17 protein-coding genes are annotated in these 22,350 nt (G+C 72.9%); 10 read left to right on the forward strand and 7 right to left on the reverse strand.

All coding sequences use genetic code 11. The annotated features are described in order from the left end of the window. Positions 1-67: 67 nt before the first annotated feature. Together O7614_RS09620 and O7614_RS09625 are read left to right on the forward strand one after the other, a co-directional pair. On the forward strand, positions 68-2,245 hold the full coding sequence (locus O7614_RS09620) for a hypothetical protein (RefSeq protein WP_278138115.1): 2,178 nt from the start codon (positions 68-70) through the stop codon (positions 2,243-2,245). Beyond that, positions 2,245-4,047 carry a hypothetical protein gene (locus O7614_RS09625; RefSeq protein WP_278138116.1) on the forward strand — a complete coding sequence of 601 codons (1,803 nt, stop codon included), beginning with the start codon at positions 2,245-2,247 and terminating at the stop codon, positions 4,045-4,047. The genes O7614_RS09620 and O7614_RS09625 overlap by 1 nt, the downstream gene beginning before the upstream one ends. Here O7614_RS09625 and O7614_RS09630 read toward each other — a convergent pair whose 3' ends face one another. Further along, complete coding sequence (locus tag O7614_RS09630) at positions 4,048-5,940, reverse strand: hypothetical protein (protein WP_278138117.1); 1,893 nt, start codon at positions 5,938-5,940, stop codon at positions 4,048-4,050. Between the two features lie 82 nt (positions 5,941-6,022). Here O7614_RS09630 and O7614_RS09635 point away from each other — a divergent pair, with 82 nt between their 5' ends. Both O7614_RS09635 and O7614_RS09640 read left to right on the forward strand, forming a co-directional pair. Continuing rightward, entirely contained in the window at positions 6,023-7,309 is a 1,287-nt protein-coding gene (locus O7614_RS09635; protein WP_278138118.1) for a PQQ-binding-like beta-propeller repeat protein, read from the forward strand. 4 nt (positions 7,310-7,313) lie between these two features. Continuing rightward, complete coding sequence (locus O7614_RS09640; RefSeq protein WP_278138119.1) at positions 7,314-8,600, forward strand: PQQ-binding-like beta-propeller repeat protein; 1,287 nt, start codon at positions 7,314-7,316, stop codon at positions 8,598-8,600. Here the strand turns inward: O7614_RS09640 and O7614_RS09645 are convergent, their stop codons facing one another. Further along, entirely contained in the window at positions 8,601-9,713 is a 1,113-nt protein-coding gene (locus tag O7614_RS09645; RefSeq protein ID WP_278138120.1) for a peptidase C39 family protein, read from the reverse strand. It abuts the gene before it with no gap. A gap of 142 nt (positions 9,714-9,855) precedes the next feature. Between O7614_RS09645 and O7614_RS09650 the strand changes: the two genes are divergently transcribed. The 3 genes from O7614_RS09650 (at position 9,856) to O7614_RS09660 (ending at position 12,269) form a co-directional block, all read left to right on the forward strand. After that, positions 9,856-10,524 (forward strand): response regulator transcription factor, encoded by a 669-nt coding sequence (locus O7614_RS09650; protein WP_278142203.1) that lies wholly within the window; start codon positions 9,856-9,858, stop codon positions 10,522-10,524. Then, positions 10,521-11,684: a HAMP domain-containing sensor histidine kinase gene (locus O7614_RS09655; RefSeq protein WP_278138121.1), complete on the forward strand. Its 1,164-nt coding sequence runs from the start codon at positions 10,521-10,523 to the stop codon at positions 11,682-11,684. Before O7614_RS09650 ends, O7614_RS09655 begins: the two co-directional genes overlap by 4 nt. 165 nt (positions 11,685-11,849) lie before the next feature. Next, positions 11,850-12,269, forward strand: a complete 420-nt coding sequence (locus tag O7614_RS09660; protein ID WP_278138122.1) for a VOC family protein — start codon at positions 11,850-11,852, stop codon at positions 12,267-12,269. Between the two features lie 57 nt (positions 12,270-12,326). Here O7614_RS09660 and O7614_RS09665 read toward each other — a convergent pair whose 3' ends face one another. The 5 genes from O7614_RS09665 to O7614_RS09685 form a co-directional block, all read right to left on the reverse strand. Further along, positions 12,327-13,127 carry a hypothetical protein gene (locus O7614_RS09665; RefSeq protein ID WP_278138123.1) on the reverse strand — a complete coding sequence of 267 codons (801 nt, stop codon included), beginning with the start codon at positions 13,125-13,127 and terminating at the stop codon, positions 12,327-12,329. A gap of 169 nt (positions 13,128-13,296) precedes the next feature. Beyond that, positions 13,297-15,357, reverse strand: a complete 2,061-nt coding sequence (locus O7614_RS09670; RefSeq protein ID WP_278138124.1) for a 3-hydroxyacyl-CoA dehydrogenase NAD-binding domain-containing protein — start codon at positions 15,355-15,357, stop codon at positions 13,297-13,299. Further along, the gene (locus O7614_RS09675; protein WP_278138125.1) at positions 15,354-16,550 is read right to left on the reverse strand and encodes a thiolase family protein; all 1,197 of its coding nucleotides are present in this window, start codon (positions 16,548-16,550) and stop codon (positions 15,354-15,356) included. Before O7614_RS09675 ends, O7614_RS09670 begins: the two co-directional genes overlap by 4 nt. Before the next feature lie 274 nt (positions 16,551-16,824). Beyond that, entirely contained in the window at positions 16,825-18,144 is a 1,320-nt protein-coding gene (locus O7614_RS09680) for a ribonuclease D (RefSeq protein WP_278138126.1), read from the reverse strand. Between the two features lie 202 nt (positions 18,145-18,346). Then, on the reverse strand, positions 18,347-18,919 hold the full coding sequence (locus tag O7614_RS09685; RefSeq protein WP_278138127.1) for a DUF3000 domain-containing protein: 573 nt from the start codon (positions 18,917-18,919) through the stop codon (positions 18,347-18,349). A 137-nt stretch (positions 18,920-19,056) separates the two neighbouring features. Between O7614_RS09685 and hemE the strand changes: the two genes are divergently transcribed. From hemE to hemQ, 3 genes are read left to right on the forward strand one after another with little or no spacing between them, the layout of a single operon-like run. Continuing rightward, positions 19,057-20,154 carry a uroporphyrinogen decarboxylase gene (gene hemE, locus O7614_RS09690; RefSeq protein WP_278138128.1) on the forward strand — a complete coding sequence of 366 codons (1,098 nt, stop codon included), beginning with the start codon at positions 19,057-19,059 and terminating at the stop codon, positions 20,152-20,154. Positions 20,155-20,159: 5 nt separating this feature from the next. After that, positions 20,160-21,620 (forward strand): protoporphyrinogen oxidase, encoded by a 1,461-nt coding sequence (hemG, locus tag O7614_RS09695; RefSeq protein WP_278138129.1) that lies wholly within the window; start codon positions 20,160-20,162, stop codon positions 21,618-21,620. Continuing rightward, complete coding sequence (gene hemQ / locus O7614_RS09700; RefSeq protein WP_278138130.1) at positions 21,617-22,318, forward strand: hydrogen peroxide-dependent heme synthase; 702 nt, start codon at positions 21,617-21,619, stop codon at positions 22,316-22,318. The genes hemG and hemQ overlap by 4 nt, the downstream gene beginning before the upstream one ends. The last annotated feature ends 32 nt before the right edge of the window (positions 22,319-22,350 follow it).

The following is a 22,350-nucleotide window of genomic DNA, read 5'->3' on the forward strand; positions in this document are numbered from 1 at the left end:
AACCCACCACATTGGACGACACCGGGGCTTTAGTGCGTTTTCGTTGCTCCGGTAGACTCCGCCGACTGTGACGCCTGCCGAGTCCCGCGCCCTGCCCGCGCCGCACCCGGAGGCCGCCGCCGGCCCCGACGAACTGGTGAGCTATCGCACACCGGTCGGCATCCTCGCCGGCCCCGCAGCCCTGACCGGCACGTCCAGCGCCCCGACCAACTCCCCGACCACCCCCGGCGGCACGCCCACCGCACCGGCCGAGGCCGCCGCACCGGCCCCCACCAAAGCGCCGGCTGAGCCTGACGCACCGGCTGACGACGCGGCACCGGTCGAGGCCGCCGCACCGGCCCCCACCAAAGCGCCGGCTGAGCCTGACGCGCCGGCTGACGATGCGGCACCGGCTGAGGACGCGGCACCGGCTGACGACGCGGCACCGGCTGAGGACGCGGCACCGGTCGAGCCCGAAACGGCTGCCGACGACGCGGAGGCGGTACCGACGACGGGGTGGTGGCGTCACTGGACCCGACGGCGACAGCACCTCGCGGTGGGCGGGTTGTTCCTGCTCGCCGCGCTCTGGGTCACCAGCCGCATCTGGCTTGACCCGTCCGGCCGGGTGGCCTCGCTCTACACCGGTGACCCGGCCCAGGTGCAGTTCTTCCTCGCCCACTCGGTACGCGTGGTGCTGCACGGGGAGTACCCGTTCTACACCGAGCAGTTCAACTACCCCGACGGCGTCAACCTGATGGCCAACACGGCCGTGCTGGCGCTGGGTATCCCGATGGTCCCGGTGACGTTGCTCTTCGGGCCGGCGGTCTCCTTTGTGGTGCTGGTGACGCTCGGGCTCGCCGGCACCGCGATGGCCTGGTATCTCATGCTGTCCCGTCATCTGGTGCGTACCCCGCTCGCGGCAGCGGTGGGCGGCTGGTTCTGCGGCTTCTCGCCCGCGATGTTGTCGCACGCGAGTTGGCACCCGAACATCATCAGCCAGTTCCTGCTGCCGTTCATCATCTGGCGCGTGCTGGTCCTCACCCGGTCCCGCCGACCGATCCGGGACGGGGCGTTGCTCGCCCTGCTGGTCACCGCGCAGGCGTTCATCAACGAGGAGATCCTGCTCTTCACGGCCCTGGCCTGTGGGGTGTTCCTGCTGGCGGTGCTCGCTCAGGAGCCGGCCCGCTGGTGGGCGGCATGGCGACCGCTCGGCGCCGGCGTGGTGACCTGCGCGCTGCTGGCCGGGGCGCTGCTCGCGTACCCCTTGTACGTGCAGTTCGCCGGACCGATGGCGTACCACGGGCTCAGCGACGCGGTGCGGGACTACGGCAACGACATCGCCGCGTTCTTCGCCCCCGGCTCGCCCACCCTCGGCGGCAACCAGCGGGCCAACGTCAACCTGGCACCGAACTACTCCGAGGAGAACGCCTTCTTCGGTTGGAGTCTGTCGCTGCTCGCCATCGGCATCGTGGTCTGGCTGCGCCGGGAGTTGATCGTGCGGGCGCTCGCGGCGACCGGCGTGTTCTTCGCCGTGCTCTCCCTCGGCGAGCGGGTCTCCTGGTGGGACCGGGAGTTGTTCACCGGGCCCTGGCAGTGGTTGGTCCACCTGCCACTGTTGGACGCGGTGGTGCCGACCCGGTTCGGTCTGATCACCAGTGTGGTGATCGGTCTGCTGCTCGCGCTCGCCGTCGAGCGGGCCTGGGTGCTGCGCCCGGCCGACCGGCGCACCGTCCGGACGCTCACCGCCGCAGGGCTGGCGTTCGCGCTGCTACCGATCGCCCCGATGCCGTTGCGGATGGTCTCCCGACCTCCGGTGCCGGACTTCATCACGGCCGACCGCTGGCGGGCGTACGTCGGACCGGACCAGACGCTCGTGCCGATCCCGGTGCCCAGCATGGGTAACACGCACGGCATGCGCTGGGCGGCGGCCACCAACCTCGACTTCAAGATCCCCGGCGGTTACTTCCTCGCGCCGCGAAACGGAAACACCGGTGACGCGGGTCGGTTCGGCGGCCGACCCAGCGGTGTGGGTCAGATGCTGGAGGAGGTGGCGACCACCGGGCGTACGCCGAAGCTCGACGACCGGCAGCGCCGTCGCTTCACCGACGAGCTGCGCCACTGGCGGGCCGCGATCCTGGTGCTCCCGGTCCGTCAGCAGAACTCCGAACCGCTCCGGCGTACCGTCGAGGACCTGGTCGGCCCCGGCCGCCAGGAACTGGACGTCTGGGTGTGGGACGTCCGGGCGCTGACCGACCGTTCGGTTTGATGACCACCGGGACGACGTCCCCGACCACGGCCGCCCCGGCGGCGGCCCGCGCCCCCGGCCCGGACCGGCTCCGGGACCTGCTGGTGGTGGCCGGTTATCTGGCCCTGGCCGTCGTGCTGACCAGCGCGCAGTGGGGGCACCCGTGGCGGCTGTTCCACCAGGCGGGCGACCAGATCCTCTTCGAGTGGATGCTGGCCCACGCGGCGCACGCCGTCGTCGAGGGGGAGAACCCGCTCTACAGCAGCGGGTTGAACGCACCCGACGGGGTGAACCTGATGGCGAACACCTCGGTGCTCGGCCTGGGTGTCCCGTTGACCCCGGTGACCCTGCTCTTCGGCTCGCAGGTCGCGTTCTGCGTGGCGGTCGTCTGCTGCCTCGCCGGCACCGCCGCGGCCTGGTACGCGCTGCTGCGCGCCCGGCTGGTCACCACCCGGTCCGCGGCCGCTGTCGGTGGCCTGGTCTGCGGCTTCGCGCCGGGCATGATCGCCCAGGCTGGCGCGCATCTGCACATCGCCGCGCAGTTCCTGGTGCCCGCGATCCTCGCCCTGGTGTTCCGGCCCGCCCCGGACGCGGCGCACCGCCTCGTCGGAGTGTGGCGGCCCGGCGTCGTCCTCGGGCTGCTGCTCGTCTGGCAGGTCTTCATCGGCGAGGAACTGCTGGTCTTCCTGGCGCTCGCGGCCGGGGTGTTCGCGCTCGGCTACGCGCTCGCCGACCGGGCAGCCGCCCGGCGGCTCGCTCCGGCCCTGTTCGGCCGCCTGGCGGTGGCAGCCGGGGTGGCGGGCGTGCTGTTGGCGTACCCGCTGTGGTTCCAGTTCTACGGCCCGCAGCACTACTCGGGGATGGCGTTCGCCGCGCACGCGTTCCAGTTGGACGCCGCGTCGTTCACCGCGTCGGCCCGGCAGACCGTCCTGGGTGACGACTGGTTGCCGGGGTTGCTCTCGCCGAACCCGACCGAGGAGAACTCGTTCTTCGGCCCGGGCTTGCTGGTGCTCGCCGTGGTGATCGTGGTCTGGCTGTGGCGGCGGCCGTTGGTCCGCGCCCTGGCCGGCTGCGGGCTGGTGTTCGCGCTGCTCTCCCTCGGCACCGAGCTGCGGGTCGACGGCACCGCCACCGGTATCCCTGGGCCGTACCGGCTGGTCGCCGGGCTGCCCCTGCTCGACCTCGCGGTGCCGGCCCGGTTCGCGCTGGTCTGCGTACCGGTGCTGGGGGTGCTGGTGGCGCTCTCCCTGGACCGGGTGCGGGCGGCGCGCCGCAGGTCGGCCGCCCCCGGGGTGCCGGTGCGGTTGCTGTGGGCCGGCGCGGTGGCTGCCGCGTTGCTGCCGCTGGCGCCGACGCCGATCCGGGTGGTGCCGGTCATGCCGGTGCCGGGGTTCGTCGCGGACGGCGGGTGGCGGTCCCTGGTGCCGCCGGGCCGGACGGTGGTCGCCGTGCCGCCGGTCACCGGCGCGGCGCGGAGCCCGGTGATGCTCTGGTCTGCCCGTACCGGCCTGGCGTTCACCGCACCGGGCGGCTACTTCATCGGGCCGAGCGGACCGGACGACCCGGCGGCCCGCTGGGGCGCGCCGGACCGGCCCACCTCGGTGCTGCTGCGGCGGGTGGCCCAGACCGGTGCGGTGCCGGTGCTGACCGACGTCGACCGCCGCCGGGCCGTCGAGGACCTGCGGCACTGGCGGGCCGCCGTGGTGGTGCTCGGCCCGCTGACGAACGGCGACCCGGTCCGTCGGACCGTCGACGACCTGCTCGGGCCGGGCCGCCCGGTGGACGGCGGTTGGGTGTGGGACGTCCGGGACCGGGTCGGCTGATCAGCCCACGAGAGCGCGGACGTCCCAGATCCAGACGTCGTCGACCCGCTGCGGCGGCCCGATCAGGCCGGTGACCAGCTCGCGCAGCACCGCCTCGCGCGGGTGCGCACCGAGCACCACCACCGACGCCCGCCAGAACCGCAGGTCCTCGACGGCTTGGCGGCGGTTCTCGTCGGTGAGCGCCGGGACGGCGTCCTTGTCCATCGTGGAGTAGATGAGGGTGCTGGTGGGCCGGTTCGGCGCGCCGAAGACGCCTTCGCCGACCTCGTTCGGGCCGATGAAGTAGCCGCCCGGGATGGGGAACTCCTGCCCGGTCAGCGCGCTCCAGCGCAACGTCGGCAGGCCGTGCACGTTGCTCGGGATCGGCACCGGCACCAGGGTCCGGCCCGCCGGCACGTACGGTCGCCAGCCGCCCGCGGTGATGAAGTGCGGTGGTGGGTCGATCTGCTGGGCGGGCAGCGGCCGGGGGAAGAGCGGCAGGACGGCGAGGGCGACCGCCGCGTACCCCACCGGGCGCAGCCACCGACGGCGCGTCGCGACGGGCGCGGGCTCGTCGGCGACCGCCGGGGCCGCGTCGCCCGTGCGTTGCGCCGGCACCCGGGGCCGGTCGACCACCGGGCGTCCCTGGCGGTGCGCGGCGTCCCAGGTCAGCGCGAGCAGTACGCCGACCGCGGCGGTCACCACCAGCGTCAACCGGGTCGGCATCATCATCTCGACCAGCGGCAGGTCGTCCGGCACGTACGACCAGGGGCCGCGCACATCCGTCTCGACGCCGTTGAACCGCACCCGGGGCCCGATCGACGCCACGGTGAAGACGACGATCAGCACTGCGGCGATCCGGGCGGGAAGCGAGCGGCGCACGAGCAGCACCAGGGCGACCACCGAGAGCAGCACCAGCGGCCAGCCGAACCAGGTGTTCTGCTCGGTCAGCCCGATCGTCTTCTCCACTGCAGGGTCACCGGCCCAGGTGTCGCGGGCGAAGGTGACGAAGGCGACCAGGTCCTCACCCCAGTTGTGGAAGACGCCGCCCTGCAGACCCCGGTAGGACTGCGGGCCGTTGAACTGGAACCAGATCGGATACGCCGCGAGCGCCAGGGCCAGCCCACCGGCGACGCCGAGCCCGGCCAGGAACGTGCCCGCGGCGGCCCGGGTGGCCGCCGGGCGCTGCACGGCGTACGCCAGCACGACGACCAGACAGGCCAGGGCGGTGAGCAGCAGCATCTCCTCGTTGATGAAGATCTGGTACGTCACCAGCGCACCGAGCACCAGCCCGTTGCGCCGCCACCGTCCCGGCTCGCCGAGGCGGAGCACCCGCACCACGATCAGCGGTAGCAGGAAGTTGGACACGAAGTTGGGTTGGCCGTTGGCGTGGTGGATGATTCCCGGCGCGAAGCCGAGGAACGCGCCGCCGACGAAGGCCGCCGCGCGGGAGCGCACCAGGTGGCGGGAGAGCATCCAGTAGCCGGTGCCGGCGGTGGCGGCCAGCGCCCCACCCAGGTAGAGCGCGTACATCACCTGGGGGCCGAGCACCATGGTCAGCGGGGCCAGCGGCAGGGTCACCCCGAGCAGCGAGGTGTTGGCGATCATGTTCACCCCGTCCGGGGCGTTCTGCCGGGCCGTGAACAGCGGGTTCTCCAGGTGCCGCACCGAGTACGCGCCGTGCGCGAACAGCCATTCGAACCAGCTGTGGTCGGTCGGCAGGTGCGAGGAGACCCGGCCGTTGATGTCACCCCAGTAGTTGAGGCAGACGAAGACGCCCAGCAGCACATAGGCTCCGAGGGCCAACAGGTCGGCTCGGGCCGGGCGGCGTCGAGGCCGTCGAGTCGACTCGGCCTCGGCCGGGTCGGCGTCGGTCAGGGAATTCAGCGAAGGGTCTACCACCGGCACGGCCACGACGGGCCATCGTACAGGCGTGGTTCCGTCGCTTTTGCCGGCCCGGTGCACACACGGCCGGTTTGCCGGACGGTGACCAGCGGTGACGGAAGGACGATCGTTGTCGATCATCGAGCTGGGCGAGGTGCGGGACGAGCCCGCGTCGACGCCGGTGGCTCGCCGGCCGCGTGCCGCCGGCCGACCGCTGCGCAGCGCGGCGGTGTTGGTCCTCGCCCTGGCGGTGCTGAGCGCTGCGACACCGCAGCCGCAGCGGGCGGTGAGCGTGGTGCCGGCGTCGCGGACGTCCACTGCCTACCTCGGCGGGGACAGCGTCTTCGTGGTCGACCCGCCGGCACCCGAGGGGGACCGGTACCTGACCGCGTACGCCCAGCCGTCGCCGGCCGGCACCGAGGTGCGCCGACGGTGGCAGGCCCCGCTGGCCCGCCTCGGTGACTACCTCGACGTCCGGGTCGAGCGGGGACTGGTGTTGGCGATGGCGGTCAACGCGCCGAACCGGGTGTTCCAGACCACCGCCTTCGACACCGGCTCCGGCCAGCAACGTTGGCAGCTCCCCGGGGCGCCCCAACCGATCGCCGACGGCGGCCTGCTGCTGGCCGATGTCGGAGAGGACGGGTCGGGCGCGCTGAACCGGGTCGAGCCCGATACCGGCCAGGTGCTCTGGTCGGTGTCGATCCCCGCCGCCGCCAACCTCTCCCACCATCTCCGGGAAGGCCGGGCCGACCGGTTCGTGCTGCTCCTGGCGACCGGCGAGGTGCAGGTGCACGACGCCGTCACAGGCCGCCTGCTGCGCAGCGTCGACACGCTGCCCGCCGACCGGGCGGCGTACCAGCGGGTGCAGGTCGTCGACGACCTGCTGCTGGTCGTCCCACCAGGCAGCACCCGGCTGGTGGGCTACGGGCTGACCGACCTGGATCCACTGTGGACGGCCGAGGTGCCGTTGGTCGCCTACGTGGTCAGCTGCGCCGGTCTGCTCTGCGCGGTGCCGCAGACCGGTGGCCTCCAGGTGCTCGATCCGGCCACCGGCCTGCTGCGGTGGTCGGACTCCGGCCAGGTCAACCTGGCGGATGTCCGGCATGGTCAGTTGCTGATGGCCAGGCCCGGCCGGGGGTACGAGGTGTGGGATGCGGCGACCGGTCAGGTGCGCACCGGGTTGGGTGAGTGGGCTCTGATGCAGGTGCGCGGGCCGGGCACCCCCTGGTCGGGGTGCGGTCGGGTGACGACGGCCGGATGGTCGTCGCCGAGCTGGATCTCGTCGCCCGCCGGCCACGGATCGTCGACGTGTTGCCGGCCGTCGCCGGCAGCTGCCAGGCGTCCCTGCCGATGCTGCTCTGTCAGCGTCTCGACGGCACCACCGCGCTGTGGCGGTTGACCCGGTGAGCGACTCGGTGATCGACCTCGGTGTGCTGCGGCACGGCCCGGACCCGGACCCGTTGCCCCGCCCACCCCGCGCGAACGGTCGGCAGTTGCGTGCCGCGCTGGTCGTGCTGCTCGCGCTGCTCACCCTCGCCGCCGCCGGCACGCCGCCGCCCCCGCGGGTCGTGGTGACGCTGCCGGTGCGGTCCGGGGCCGACGTGCTCGTCGACGGCGACCTCGCCGTGGTCATCGAGCCGACCAGCACGTCCAACCTGCAACAGCGACGACTGGTGGCGTTTCGGCTGCCCGGCGGCGAGCCGGTCTGGCAGCTGCCGCTGCCGGCGGAGGCCCGGTACTGGGGAGTCTTCCCGCTGGGCGAGCTGCTGATCCTCACCGGGTACGAGATCGGCCCGCAGGGCCGGGACACCACGACCATCGCCGTGGACCGGGCGACCGGCGCGTACCGGTGGCAGCAACCGGCGAGCGCCGACAAACTGGTCGACGGCAACCTGCTGCTGCGCTCCGGCGGCGAGAGCGAGCCGAGCGTCCTGCGGGTGGTCGACCCCTGCTGCGGCACCGTGCGCTGGCAGTTGCCCGCCACCACCGCCGGAATCAGCCCGCGCGAGACTGAGCGCGGGGTGGACCGGCTGATCCTCAGCCCGCCGGACGGGCCGATCGAGGTACGCGACGCGACCACCGGAGCGGTGCTGGCCCGCGCCGACCTACGACCGGCCGACGGTGGGCGATTCGGCCTCGAGGTGATGGACGACCTCCTGCTGGTCGTCGACCGAGGCTCGGGCACTGTCACCGCGTACGGCCTGGACCAGCTCGACCGGCGCTGGATCCGCCCGAACGTGAACATCGACTTCGCGCTGGACTGCGGCCTCGTCCTGTGTCTGCGCACCGGTTCCAACGCGCTGCAGGCGCTCGACCCGGCCACCGGCGAGGTGCGCTGGCGCAGCAGTCGCTGGGGGTGGGCGTGGGCGACCGGGGATCGGCTGCTGGCCAACGTGCTGGGCGGCGGGGACTCGCCGGACCAATTCGTCGTGCTGGACGCGCTCACCGGCCAGGAGGTGGCCGACCTGGGCCGGTGGGACCTGTACCAGCTGCGTCAAGGCGGCCGGCTACTCGGCACCCGCAAGCATCCCGACGGCGGGGTGCTCGTCGGCGAGGTCGACGTCGCGGCCGGCAAGGTACGCGTCCTCGACGTGCTGCGCGACGCCTCCGGAGAGTGTCAGGTAATCAACTACCGCCTGCTGTGCGTGGGCCCCGACGGCACGTACCGGCTGTGGCAGCTGCCCGACTGACTACCAGTTCGCCTGCGCCGGCGGCGGGGGCAGCGGCACCGACGGGGGCCGCAGCACGTACGCGACGCCGCCGCTGCCGCGCTGCCAGACCGCCTCGAACCGCTGCCGGGGCACGGTACGGCGGACCGCGTCGTCGTCCGGGGCGTACGGGTCGTTGAGGACCGGGTCACCGTCGACGGTGAAGCCGACCAGCACCATGAGGTGCCCCCTGGTGTCGTAGGCGAGCCCGGGCACCTCGTCGGCGCGGAACGCGGCGGACACGATCAGCGGGATGCCGGCCGCGACGAACGCCTCCGCCTCGGCCAGCGACCGGAGCCGGGTGACGAACGCGTCCACCCCGAACCGACCGGCGTACGCGGTGTTGAACGGCCAGTTGCCGGCCCCGGCGTACGCGTGGTCGTAGCAGTGCCGGGCGGCGTGCACCACCGCCGGGCGCGGGCCGGGCGGCTCCACCCAGGCGTACTGCTCCTCCGTCGGCCCGACACCCCAGTAGGCGAGCACCATCGAGGTGCAGGTGGGGCTGCACCAGGAGTCGCCGCCCCCGCCCCACTGCGGGTACTGGCCGGCGTGCAGCCGCTGCGAGTAGCGGGGGACGTCCAGCACCCGCCCGTGGGCAGCGGAGGAGGCGGGCGCCGGCGCATCGGTCGGACCGGTCAGCGCGGGGCCGGTGGCGACCGCGCCGATGCTGCGCAGCACCGGGCCGCGTGGGCTGCCGGCCGGTCGGCACAGGGTCACCCGCGCCTGCCAGCCGGTGACGGTGGCACCGGTCACGATCAGGGTGTCGGTGTCGACAGCGGCGTCGCCGTCGCGCTGCCCGGGGATCGAGGCGCGTCGTACCGTCTGATCGTCGGCTGCCCACCGGCCCAGCCGGTACCAGCCGGTGGCGGGCGCGTCGTCGTGCCAGCCGCGCAGCTCGACCTCGATCCAGCACCCCGGCGGGGTGTCGGCGGTCCAGGATGGCACCACCTCGGCGACCCGGAAGCCGACCGGCACCGGCGGCGACGTCCAGGTGTGCCGCCCGTCGTCGCCGAGGACACCGGCACCGGCGTCGGCCGGCCCGTGGAAACCCCGGTAGGCGATGTCCCGCCGGGTGGGTGGTGCCGCGATGGTCATGCCAGGTCCGTCCGTCGCTCGGTGCCGCCGGACAGCATCGCGTACGCCGACCTGGCCCGCAACGCCGACCGGCGCGGGCGGCGAGGGACGATGGTTGCCGACCGGCACTAGGTTGTCGGTGGTCAGCAGCGAGGAGGCCGGGATGCGGGTACTGGTGGTGGAGGACGAGCGCAACCTCGCCGACGCGATCGCGCGCGGGTTGCGCAAGCGGGGGATGGCGGTCGACGTGGCGTACGACGGGGACGCCGGCCACGAGGCGGCGTTCGTCACCCGGTACGACGTGGTGGTGCTCGACCGTGACCTGCCGGGCGTGCACGGTGACCAGATCTGCGCCGACCTGGCCGCCTCCGGCGCGCTGACCCGGGTGCTGATGCTCACCGCGAGCGGCACCGTGGCCGACCGGGTGGAGGGGTTGCAGCTCGGCGCGGACGACTACCTGCCCAAACCGTTCGCCTTCGACGAACTGGTCGCGCGGGTGCAGGCGCTGGGCCGGCGGGCGACTCCGGCCGCGCCGCCGGTGCTCGAACTGGCCGACCTGGTGCTCGACCCGGCCCGTCGGGTGGCCACCCGCGCCGGCGTGCCGGTCGACCTCACCAACAAGGAGTTCGGGGTGCTCAGCGAGCTGCTCAAGGCTCGTGGCGCGGTGGTCTCCAGCGAGGAGCTGCTGGAACGGGTCTGGGACGCGAACACCGACCCGTTCACCACTATCGTCCGGGTCACCGTGATGACGCTGCGCAAGAAGCTCGGCGACCCGCCGCTGATCGAGACGGTGGTCGGCGCGGGTTACCGCACCGCCGAGCTGAGCGCATGAGCCGCCGGTTGCGGCCCACCCTGCGGCTGCGGCTGACACTGCTCAACGGGGTGCTGCTGATCGGCGCGGGGGCGACCCTGGTGCTGCTGGCATGGCTGCTGGTCCGGGACGCGCTGCGCCCCACCGACGAGCTGCTGCCCGGCACTGTCGTGTTGCTGGCCGACGGCGAGTCGATGGACGCCGCCCAGTGGCAACGGCAACTCGTCGACGCCGCCTCCGGGGAGCTGCTGGCCAAGGGCCTGGTGGCGCTGCTGGCGATCAGCGTGGTCGGGGTGGCCGGCGCGTACGCGGTGGCCGGTCGGGCGCTGCGCCCGCTGCACCAGGTCACCGCGACCGCCCAGCGGCTCGGTGAGGCCACCCTGGACCAGCGGATCGGCTACTCGGGCGCGGACGACGAGGTGGCCGAGCTGGCCAAGACGTTCGACGCCATGTTGGACCGGATCGCGTCCGCCTTCGAGGCGCAGAAGCGTTTCGTGGCCAACGCCTCGCACGAGCTGCGTACCCCGCTCGCCGTGATGCGCACCGAGATCGACGTGACGCTCAGCGACGACGATGCGGACGCCGCCGAATACCGTCGGATGGCGACAGTGGTCCGCGACGCATCGGAACGGGCCAACGGCCTGGTCGACGCGCTGCTGGTGCTGGCCCGCAGCGAGGCGCAGGCCGGGCGGCAACTCGGTCGGCGGACCGAGTGTGACCTCGCCGCCGGCACCGCCAACGCGTTGTCGGCGATGCGCCGCGAGGTGGAACGGATCGGCCTGCGGGTGCAGACGTCACTGGAGTCCGCGCCGGTCGTCGGTGATCCGGGGTTGCTCGACCGGCTGGCCGGCAACCTGATCGAGAACGCGGTCCGCTACAACCACCTGCACGGCCGGCTCTGGGTGCGTACCGGCACCGACGGCGTCCGGTCCTGGTTGGTGGTGGGCAACACCGGGTTCGAGGTGGACCAGGCCGACGTACCGGGGCTGTTCGAACCGTTCCGGCGCGGCGGCCGGGAACGCACCGGGGCGCGCGGTTCCGGCCTGGGGCTGTCCATCGTCCGGGCGGTCTGCACGGCGCACGGCGGGACGGTACGGGTGATCGCGCAGCCCGGCGGTGGCCTGGAGGTGACGGTGACCCTGCCGTCGGCGGACGCCCCGGTGGTGCCCGCCGCCGGCTGAACGGGGTTGCCGAGTGTGCGCAGTCACTGGCAAGATCGTCGGGGTCAGCTCGGAGAGTGAGAGGGGGTGCGTCGATGTCCACCAGCCAAGGCTCCGCACCCACGGCCTTCGCAGGCTGACCCCGGGGCGGCGGAGCGTCCTCATCCGAACGTGGAGGGACCACCCGTGAGTTCGACCATCCACAACATCAGCATCGACTGCCACGACACGTACGCCCTGGCCGGTTTCTGGGCGCAGGTCTTCGACTGCCCCCGGCAGCCCGACGACTTTCCCGGTGACCCGGAGGCGATGCTCCTGCCGCCGGGTGGCCCGGAGGTGCTGTTCATCAAGGTGCCCGAGGGCAAGACGGTGAAGAACCGGCTGCACCTCGACCTGCAACCCGCCGACCGGACCCGGGCCGAGGAGGTCGAGCGGCTGCTCGGCATCGGCGCGACCCTCGTGGACGACCAGGTAAGCCCGACCGGTAGCGGGTGGGTGGTGCTCGCCGACCCGGAGGGCAACGAGTTCTGCGTACTCGGCAACAAGGCCGAGCGGGCGGCGGCAGCGGCGGCACGGGCCGCGGCGCAGGGCCACGAACCGGCCTGATCGTCGGCACGAGGCCCCGACCACCGGCGGGTGGTCGGGGCCTCGGTCGTGGACGGCTCAGGAGCGCTGCTCGACCTGGCCCCGGATCGTGACGAACTCGGCCTTCGTCTGCTCGGCGGTCTTGAAGTACATGACCACCATGCCCACGCTGCCCCGGTCGGCCCACACGCAGACCCCCAGCGGCACGCTCTCGACCTTGCCGTCACCGCACTTCGCGTCACCGCCGAGCGGGCCAGGATCGACGGTCGCGAGGTTGGTCAGCGCCAGCTCGGTGGAGAGCCCGTTGATCGCGTCGTCCAGTTCCTTCTTCGGTTCCGTCATCAGGCCGGACGCGCCCGCGATCATGACGAGGTCCTGCTTGGCCGGGTCGCCGTAGAAGGCACCGACGGTGCTGGTCTCGTTCTGCACGTCCGCCTTCATCTGGGTGACCATCTCGTCGGCGGCCGCCTGCAACTCCGGATCCGTGATCTTCGGCCGGCCGGCGAGGGTGGCCGGCGCGACCAGCCGGGTCTTGGTGGCGTCGACGACGTCGCCCACGTCGTCCTTGACCGTGAACCAGATGGCGGCGGCACCGCCGAGGCAGCACACCAGCAGCACGGCCAGCACGATCAGCACGATCTTGCCGACGTTCGACTTCTTCTTCGCCGGCGGCGGGCCCGCGAACTGCTGGGGATCGCCGTACGGCTGACCCGGCTGTGCGGGCGGGAACCCCTGCTGCTGCGGGGGCGGCCAACCACCGGGCTGCTGCGGCTGGCCCGGCTGGCCGGGCTGCTGGGGCTGGCCCGGCTGGCCGGGCTGCTGCGGCGGGTTGGAGGAATCGTGCGGCGGGCCGTAGGGACTGGCCGGCGGCTGGGACATTCAGTCAACTCCAAGGTGGGGTGCGAAGCGCGTGATCCTAACCCGCTGAGGAGCCCGGCGTTGTCCCTGCTGAAGGCACCTCCAGCCGTGATTGATCACAAACGGTCGCGGTGGCCGGGCCGCCCACGAGGGACGGTCCGACCACCGCGACCGGTGATACTGCGATCGGTCAGGCCGGCAGGCTCGCCGCCCCACGCGGCAGGAACCGCTGACCGGTGACCCGCTCGGACGTGCCGGTCCGGTCCAGGTACGGCGTGACGCCGCCCAGGTGGAACGGCCAACCAGCGCCCAGGATCATGCACAGGTCGATGTCCTGCGCCTCGGCGACCACGCCCTCGTCCAGCATCAGCCGGATCTCCTGGGCGAGCGCGTCGAGCGCGTTCTGCCGTACCTGCTCGGCGGTCAGCGGCTGGTCACCGACGACGAGCAGCTTGGCCACCTCGTCGTTGACCTGGTCGTCGACCACGATCGGCTGCCCCGAGTCGGCGATCCGCTTCAGGTTCTCGCTGACCCCGAACCGGTCCGGGTACGCGGCGTGCAGGGTGCCGCCCACGTGGTACGCGACGGCCGGCCCGACCAGTTGGAGCAGGGCGAGCGGACGCATCGGCAGGCCCAGCGGGTCCAGGGCGCTGTTCGCCACGTCCAGCGGGGTGCCCTGGTCGACGGCGGCGAAGACGGTGCCCAGGAACCGGGTGAGCAGGCGGTTCACCACGAACGCAGGAGCGTCCTTCACCAGCACGCTCGACTTCTTGAGCTGCTTGCCCACCGCGAACGCGGTCGCGAGGGTGACGTCGTCGGTGCGCTCACCCCGGACGATCTCCAACAGCGGCAGCACGGCGACCGGGTTGAAGAAGTGGAAGCCGACCACCCGCTCCGGGTGCTCCAGCTCGGCGGCCATCTCGGTGATCGACAGCGAACTGGTGTTGGTGGCGAGCACCGCCTCCGGGGAGACGATCTTCTCCAGCTCGGCCCAGACCTGCTTCTTGACGCCCAGGTCCTCGAAGACCGCCTCGATGACGAAGTCGGCGTCCGCGAAGGAGCTCTTGTCGACCGAGCCGCTGACCAGGCCGTACAGCTTGGCGGCGGTGTTCTTGTCCATCCGGCCCTTGGTGACGGCCTTCTCGATCTGGGTGTGCACGTAGCCGACGCCCTTGTCCACCCGGGACTGGTCCAGGTCGGTCATCACCACCGGCACCTGGAGGCGGCGGGCGAACAGCAGTGCCAGCTGGCTGGCCATCAGGCCGGCGCCGACGATGCCGACCTTGGTGATGGTGCGGGCGAGGCCCTTGTCCGGCGCGCCGGCCGGGCGCTTGGCCCGCCGCTGCACCAGGTCGAACGCGTACAGGCCGCTGCGCAGCTCCTCGGAGAAGACCAGGTCCGCGAGGGCCTCGTCCTCGGCGGCGGTGCCGGCGGCGAAGTCGCCGTCCTTCGCCGTCTCCAACAGGTCGAGAGCCTTGTAGGCGGCCGGAACAGCGCCGTGCAGCCGCTGGTTGAGGGTCTCCCGGGCGAAGTAGAGCACGCCCGCCCACATGTCCTTGTCGACCTCCGGCCGGGTCACCGTGACCTGACCCCGGACGACGCCGGCGGCCCATTCGAGGGACCGCTCCAGGAAGTCGGCCGGCTCCAACAGGATGTCCGCGATGCCCAGCTCGGCGGCCTGCTTCGGCTTGAGCATCTTGTTCTGCATCAGCGGGTTCTGGATGATCACCTGAGTGGCGGCGGGGATGCCGATCAGGTTCGGCAGCAGTTGGGTGCCGCCCCAGCCCGGTACCAGACCGAGGGAGACCTCGGGCAGGGCCAGCGCCGCAGCCCCACCGGACAGCGTCCGGTAGTGGCAGTGCAGGGCCAACTCCAGGCCGCCGCCCATCGCCGCGCCGTTGACGAACGCGAACGTGGGCACGGTGCTGTCCTTGAGCCGGGCGAAGACCCGGTGGCCGAGCCGGCCGATCTCCAGCGCCTGCGCCCGGTCGGCGAGCTGCGGCAGACCGACGATGTCCGCACCCACACAGAAGATGTACGGCTTGCCGGTCACCGCGATGAACGCCGGGTCGGCCGCGAGGGCGGCGGTGATCGCCTCGTCCAGGCTGGCCAGCCCACCGGGGCCGAAGGTGTTCGGCTTGGTGTGGTCGAAGCCGTTGTCGAGGGTGATCAGGGCGGCCGGGCGGTCCAGCCCCGGCACGTTCACCGAGCGCAGCAGCGCCTTGGTGACGACCTCGTTCGCTGCCTTCACTTGTCGCCACCTTCCCAGTTCGGGTTCTCCCAGATGACAGTGCCGCCCATGCCGATGCCGATGCACATGGCGGTGAGGCCGTAGCGAACCTCGGGGTGCTCGGCGAACTGGCGGGCCAACTGGGTCATCAGCCGCACGCCGGACGACGCGAGGGGGTGACCGATGGCGATCGCGCCGCCCCACGGGTTGACCCGCGCGTCGTCGTCGGCGATGCCGAAGTGGTCGAGGAAGGCGAGCACCTGCACGGCGAACGCCTCGTTCAGCTCGAACAGGCCGATGTCGTCGATGTTGAGCCCGGCGAGGCGCAGCGCCTTCTCCGTCGACGGGATCGGGCCGACGCCCATCACCTCCGGCTCCACCCCGACGAACCCGAACGACACCAGTCGCATGGCGATCGGCAGCCCCAGCTCGCGGGCGGTGGCCTCGTCGGCGAGCAGGCTCGCGGTGGCGCCGTCGTTCAGGCCGGCGGCGTTGCCCGCGGTGACCTTGCCGTGTGGGCGGAACGGGGTCTTCAGGGTGGCGAGCTTCTCCAGCGAGGTGTCCCGGGGGGCCTCGTCCACGGTGGCCAGGCCCCAGCCGCCCTCCGCGTCGCGGATCGACATCGGCACCAGGTCGTCCTGGAGCTTGCCGTTGGCGTACGCCTTGGCGGTCTTCTGCTGCGAGGCGAGCGCGAACGCGTCGGTGCGCTCCTTGGTGATGTGCGGGACCAGGTCGTGCAGGTTCTCCGCGGTGGCGCCCATGACCAGGGCGGACGGGTCGACCAGCTTCTCCGCGACGATGCGCGGGTTGGGGTCGACGCCCTCGCCCATCGGGTGACGGCCCATGTGCTCGACGCCGCCGGCGATGGCGACGTCGTACGCGCCCATCGCGATGCCGCTGGCCACGGTGGTGACCGCGGTCATCGCGCCGGCGCACATCCGGTCGATGGCGAAGCCGGGAACGGTCTTGGGCAGGCCGGCCAGGAGCGCGGCGGTGCGGCCGATGGTGAGGCCCTGGTCGCCGATCTGGGTGGTGGCCGCGACGGCGACCTCCTCGACGCGCTCCGGGGGCAGCTGCGGGTTGCGTCGCAGCAGCTCACGGATGCAGCGGATCACCAGGTCGTCGGCGCGGGTGTTGGCGTACATGCCACCCGCCTTGCCGAACGGGGTACGGACGCCGTCGACGAAGACGACATCTCGAACTTCACGGGGCACTTGAGCCTCCTTCTCGACCACCATTCGGCCCGCGCCGCCGGGCGGCGCTCGGGACTGAACAAGGGTCGGCCAACACGGGCATGTTCCCCCGAATGCTACTCGCCAGTAACCAACCCGTCCCGACCCCCCGCTGTGGCCCACCCCACACCGTGACCCCGAGCCGGCCGCCCTCACCCGTCGATCATGAAGTTGTTGTCGGGACACGCCGGTCCCGGTGGCGCTAACTTCATGGTCAACGGCGAGGGGCGGCGAGCGGTCGGGTGGGTGGGTGGGGTTAGGGGGTCGGGTCCAGGGCCTCGGTCAGGTCGCGGGTGAGCAGGCCGATCTGCCACTCCCGGGCGTTGAGGCCGCGCAGGGTCTCCGCGACCGACTCCTCGGTCACCACCTCTGGTGGGGTCCACGCCAACCGGCGAACCGAATCCGGCGTGATCAGGTTTTCCGGCGGCAGGTTGTACTCGCCCGCGATGCGGATGACCACCTCCCGGCAGCGGGCCAGCCGACCGGCCGCCACCGGGTCGCGCTCAGCCCACCGGTGCGGCGGGGGTGGGCCCTCGACCGTCGGCGCGACCGGCAGCGAATCCTCCGCGAGCTGCCGGGCGTCGTCGAGAGCGGCAAGCCAGGTACGGGCCAGCCGACGCACCGACCGACCACCGAAACCGGGCAGGGTCAGCAGCGTCTTCTCGTCCTTCGGGTCCAACTCGGCCGCGGCGATGATCGCCGAGTCGGGCAACACCCGACCGGGCGCGGCATCCCGCCGGGCTGCAATCTGGTCCCGGGCGTACCACATCGAGCGGACCCGGGCCTGGGCGCGCGCCCCGCGCAGGCGGTGGATGCCGGACGTGCGCCGCCAGGGCTCGGCGCGGACCCGCGGCGGGCGTGCCCCGGTGCGGACCAGGGCGGCGAACTCCTCCGCGGCCCAGGCCGACTTGCCCTGCCGGGTCAGCTCGGCGTCGAGCGCGTCGCGCAGGTCGGTGAGCAGTTCCACGTCGAGAGCGGCGTACGTCAACCACGACTCGGGCAGCGGTCGACTCGACCAGTCGGCGGCCGAATGGTGCTTCTCCAGGGTGAACCCGAGCAACTGCTCGGTCAGCGCGGCCAGCCCGACCCGCTCGAAGCCGGCCAACCGGGCAGCCAACTCGGTGTCGAACAGCCGGCGTGGGCGCAGCCCCACCTCGGCCAGGCAGGGCAGGTCCTGACTGGCCGCGTGGAGGACCCACTCGGCCCCGCCGATCGCCTCGTCCAGCGTGCTGAGGTCCGGGAGCGGCAGTGGGTCGATCAGCGCCGTGCCCGCACCCGCACGGCGCAGCTGCACCAGGTACGCGCGTTGGCTGTAGCGGTAACCGGAGGCCCGTTCGGCGTCCAGGGCGACCGGGCCGGTGCCGGCCGCGAAGCGGGCCACCACCTCGGCGAGCTCGGCCGGGGCGGCCACCGGTTCGGGAGTGCCGTCACGCGGCGCGGTCAGCGGAACGGGCCCACCGTCGGCCGGGTCGGCTCCCTCGCCCACCAGCTGCGGCTGGGCCGACGGCGGGTGCTCGGGTGCGTTTCCCGGAGGGTCTTCGGTGGGCCGACGGCGCAGGGGTGGTTCGTCGGTCACCTGACAACCCTAGTGCGCGTGGTGATCCGGCGGGTGCAGCCGGTCCGGCGTGTGACGATCACGTGTCCAGAGGATGTCCGAGCGCACTCCTCCCGGCGCAGTCGATCATGGAGTTGTGGTGCCTCACAAAAGCCGCGCCGAGGAGCAACCCACCCACCACAACTCCATGATCGACCTCTCGAGGGGCGGAGGTGGGGACGGGTCAGGCCGCGCCGGCGGGGCGTCGGTCGGACAGGGCGGTCACGCCGGGTGGGGGGAGGCCGGCCGTGTCGGCGAGCAGCGTGCACCAGCCGAGCAGGTGCGCGGTGAGGTCGTCGTTTACCGGAGTCCAGGAGGCGCGGATCTCGATGTCACCGACGGTCGGTGGGCCGGCGAGGTCGCCGAACCGGGTCGACATGGTCTGCGTGACAGTCCCACCGATCGCCCGGTGGCCGGCGTCCTGGGCGTCCAACGCGTCGGTCAGCCACGTCCAGCCGACCCCGGGCAGCAGCGGGTCGGCGGCCAGGTCGACCTCCAACTCGGCGGTCACGTAGGTGACCAACCGCAGGGTGCCCTGCCACGCCTCGTGCCCGGCCGGGTCGTGCAGCAGGATCAGTCGGCCGGTCGCCACCTCGTCGCCGTCGCGCAGCACGGTCGCGGCGAGCGCGAACGCGTACGGCGCGAGTCGTTGGGGCGCCCCGACCTCCTCCAGCGTGATCTCCGGCCGGGGGGTCGCCGATCGCAGCCCGGCGACCGCGCGGGCGAACGTCTCCGGGAGCGCGATCGGGGGGGCCATGTCGGCAGCCTATGCCGCCGTCCGTCGCCCGCTTCGACGGCGCGCCGACGCTCTCGAAGGGCACCGGGCGTAAGGAACGGTGCCCTTCCTCTCACCCCCACCCTGACGGGGGTGGTGGGCGTGGCACGATTGCGGCGATGACCACGGACACCACGGGCACTGTCGCCCGAGACGGAGAATCGCGCCCCGGCGGACCGGCCGACTCGCCCTTCATCAGGGCCTGCCGACGCCGCCCCGGCCCGCACACCCCGGTCTGGTTCATGCGCCAGGCCGGCCGCTCCCTGCCGGAGTACCGGGAGATCCGGGCGACCGTGCCGATGCTGGAGTCGTGCCGCCGACCCGACCTGGTCACCGAGATCACCCTCCAGCCGGTGCGTCGACACGGCGTGGACGCGGCCATCCTGTTCAGCGACATCGTGGTGCCGGTGGCCGCGGCCGGGGTCGACCTGGACATCGTGCCCGGCACCGGCCCGGTCGTCGCCGAGCCGGTCCGCACCGCCGCCGACGTGCAGCGGATCCGCCCGATCACCCGCGACGACGTGTCGTACGTCGACGAGGCCGTCCGGCAGTTGGTGGCCGAGCTGGGCGACACCCCGCTGATCGGTTTCGCGGGCGCGCCGTTCACCCTGGCCAGCTACCTGGTCGAGGGCGGTCCGTCGCGGACCCATGCGAAGACCAAGGCCCTGATGTACGGCGACCCGGAGCTGTGGCACGCGCTCTGCGGCCGGTTGGCCGAGGTGACACTGGCCTTCCTGCGGGTGCAGATCGACGCGGGCGTGTCCGCCGTGCAGCTCTTCGACTCGTGGGCGGGCGCGCTCTCCGAGGCCGACTACCGCCGTTTCGTGCTGCCGCACTCGACCGCCGTGCTGAGCGGACTGAACGCCGCCGGGGTGCCCCGGATCCACTTCGGGGTGGGCACCGCCGAGCTGCTCGGCGCGATGGGCGAGGCCGGCGCGGACGTGGTCGGCGTCGACTGGCGTACCCCGCTGGACGTGGCCACCGGCCGCATCGGCCCGGACAAGGCGGTGCAGGGCAACCTGGACCCGACCGTGCTGCTCGCACCGTGGCCGGTGGTCGAGGCCGAGGTGCGCCGGATCCTGGAGCAGGGCAAGGCGGCCCCCGGGCATGTGTTCAACCTCGGCCACGGCGTGCTGCCGGAGACCGACCCGGAGGTGCTGACCCGGGTGGTCGCGCTGGTGCACGAGCTGTCCAGCCGCCGGGCCGACCAGGGCTGACCGGGATGCGGCAGCCCTGGCGGGTGGCGGTGGTCGGCGGCGGGATCGCCGGGCTGGCCGCCGCGGTCCGCCTGCGCGACGGCGCGCCGGCCGACACCGAGATCACGGTGTACGAGCAGTCCGGTGCGTTGGGCGGCAAGCTGCGCACCGGTGAGTTGGCCGGCCAGCCGGTGGAGTTCGGCGCCGAGTCGTTCCTGATGCGCGACCCGACCGGCGCCGAGAGCGCGGCGGTGGCCCTGATCCGCCGGCTCGGGCTGGCCGATCGGATCGTGCACCCCACCGTCGGGCAGGCCGCGCTGGTCATCGACGGAGGGCTGCGCCCCATTCCGGGCGGCACCCTGGTGGGCGTACCCGGGGATCTGGACCGGGTGACCACCGTCGCCCGCCCGCTCGCGGACGCCGACACCGACGGCGGTCGGCCGCTGGTCGAACCCGACGCGGACGTGTCGGTGGGGGCGCTGGTCCGGTCCCGCTTCGGCGACGAGGTGGTCGAGCGGCTGGTCGACCCGATGCTCGGCGGCGTGTACGCGGGCCGCGCCGACGACCTGTCCCTGGTCACCACGATGCCGGCGCTGGCCCGCGCGGCCCGGGTGGAGCACACCCTGGCCGGCGCGGTCCGGGCCGCGCAGGCCGCCGCGCCGCGTGCGCCCGGCGCCCCGGTCTTCGGCACCCTGGCCGGTGGGCTGAGCACCCTGGTCGAGGCGGCGGTGACGGCCAGCGGCGCGACGGTACGGCGGGACGCGGCCGTCCGCGAGCTGACAGCGACCGGCGCCGGTTGGCGGCTCACCGTCGGCCCGACCCGCGAGCCGGACGACGGCTCCAGGTCGGGGCGGGGAGGCAGACGCGCCGAGCTGGAGTCGTCGATTGTGGACGTGGACGCCGTGGTGTTGGCGGTGCCGGCGCGACCGGCGGCCCGGCTGCTCGCCGGCCCGGCGCCAGCGGCGGCCTCGACCGTCGGCGAGCTGGACTACGCGAGCGTCGCGCTGGTCACCATGGTGTTGCCGCAGCCGCGACTGCCCGAGCTGTCCGGCTTCCTGGTGCCGAGCACCGAGGGCCTGCTGACCAAGGCGGCCACGTTCTTCACCACCAAGTGGGGGCACCTGCGCCGACCGGACGGGTTGGCGTTGCTGCGTGCCTCGGTCGGCCGGTACGGCGAGGAGGCACACCTCCAGCGCCCGGACGCGGACCTGGCGGGCACCGTGCACCGGGAGCTGTCGGCGGTGCTCGGCACCCCGTTGCCCGCCCCGGTCGACGGGCACGTGCAGCGGTGGGGCGGGGCGCTGCCCCAGTACGCGCCGGGACACGCCGACCGGGTCGCCGCCGCGCGGGCGGCGTTGCGGGCCGCGCACCCCACAGTGGTCCTCGCGGGCGCCGGCTACGACGGCGTCGGCATCCCGGTCTGCGTCCGCTCCGGTGAGACGGCGGCCGAAGAGATCATCACAGCACTGGGAGGATCGGCGAGATGACCGAGCAGACCAACGCGGCCCGGTTGCGGGAGCTGAACGAGAGCATCCGCTACACGATGTGGTCGGTGTTCCGGGCCAGCTCGCCGCTGCCGTCGCTGCGGGACAACGTCACCGGTGAGGTCGAGTCCCTCTTCGAGGAGCTGGCCGGCAAGGACGTGGTGGTCCGGGGCGTGTACGACGTCGCCGGTCTGCGCGCCGACGCGGACGTGATGATCTGGTGGCACTCCGCTTCCAGCGACGCGTTGCAGGACGCGTACCTGCGGTTCCGCCGCACCACCCTGGGTCGGGCGATGACCCCGGTCTGGTCGCAGATGGCGCTGCACCGTCCGGCGGAGTTCAACAAGAGCCACATCCCGGCGTTCCTGGCCGGTGAGGAGGCCCGCCCGTACCTCTGCGTGTACCCGTTCGTCCGCTCGTACGAGTGGTACCTGCTGCCCGACGCCGAGCGGCGCGAGATGCTCGCCGAGCACGGGAAGATGGCCCGGGGCTACCCGGACGTACGCGCCAACACGGTGGCCTCGTTCGCGCTCGGTGACTACGAGTGGATGCTCGCCTTCGAGGCCGACGAGCTGCACCGGATCGTGGACCTGATGCGGGACCTGCGCGCGTCCGGCGCCCGCCGGCACGTCCGCGAAGAGGTCCCGTTCTACACCGGCCGCCGCCGCTCGGTAGCCGAGATCGTCAACTGCCTGGTCTGAGCCCCGCCGTCCGGCGCCGCACCCCCGCCCGG

Source organism: Micromonospora sp. WMMD961 (assembly GCF_029626145.1).
Classification (GTDB): domain Bacteria; phylum Actinomycetota; class Actinomycetes; order Mycobacteriales; family Micromonosporaceae; genus Micromonospora.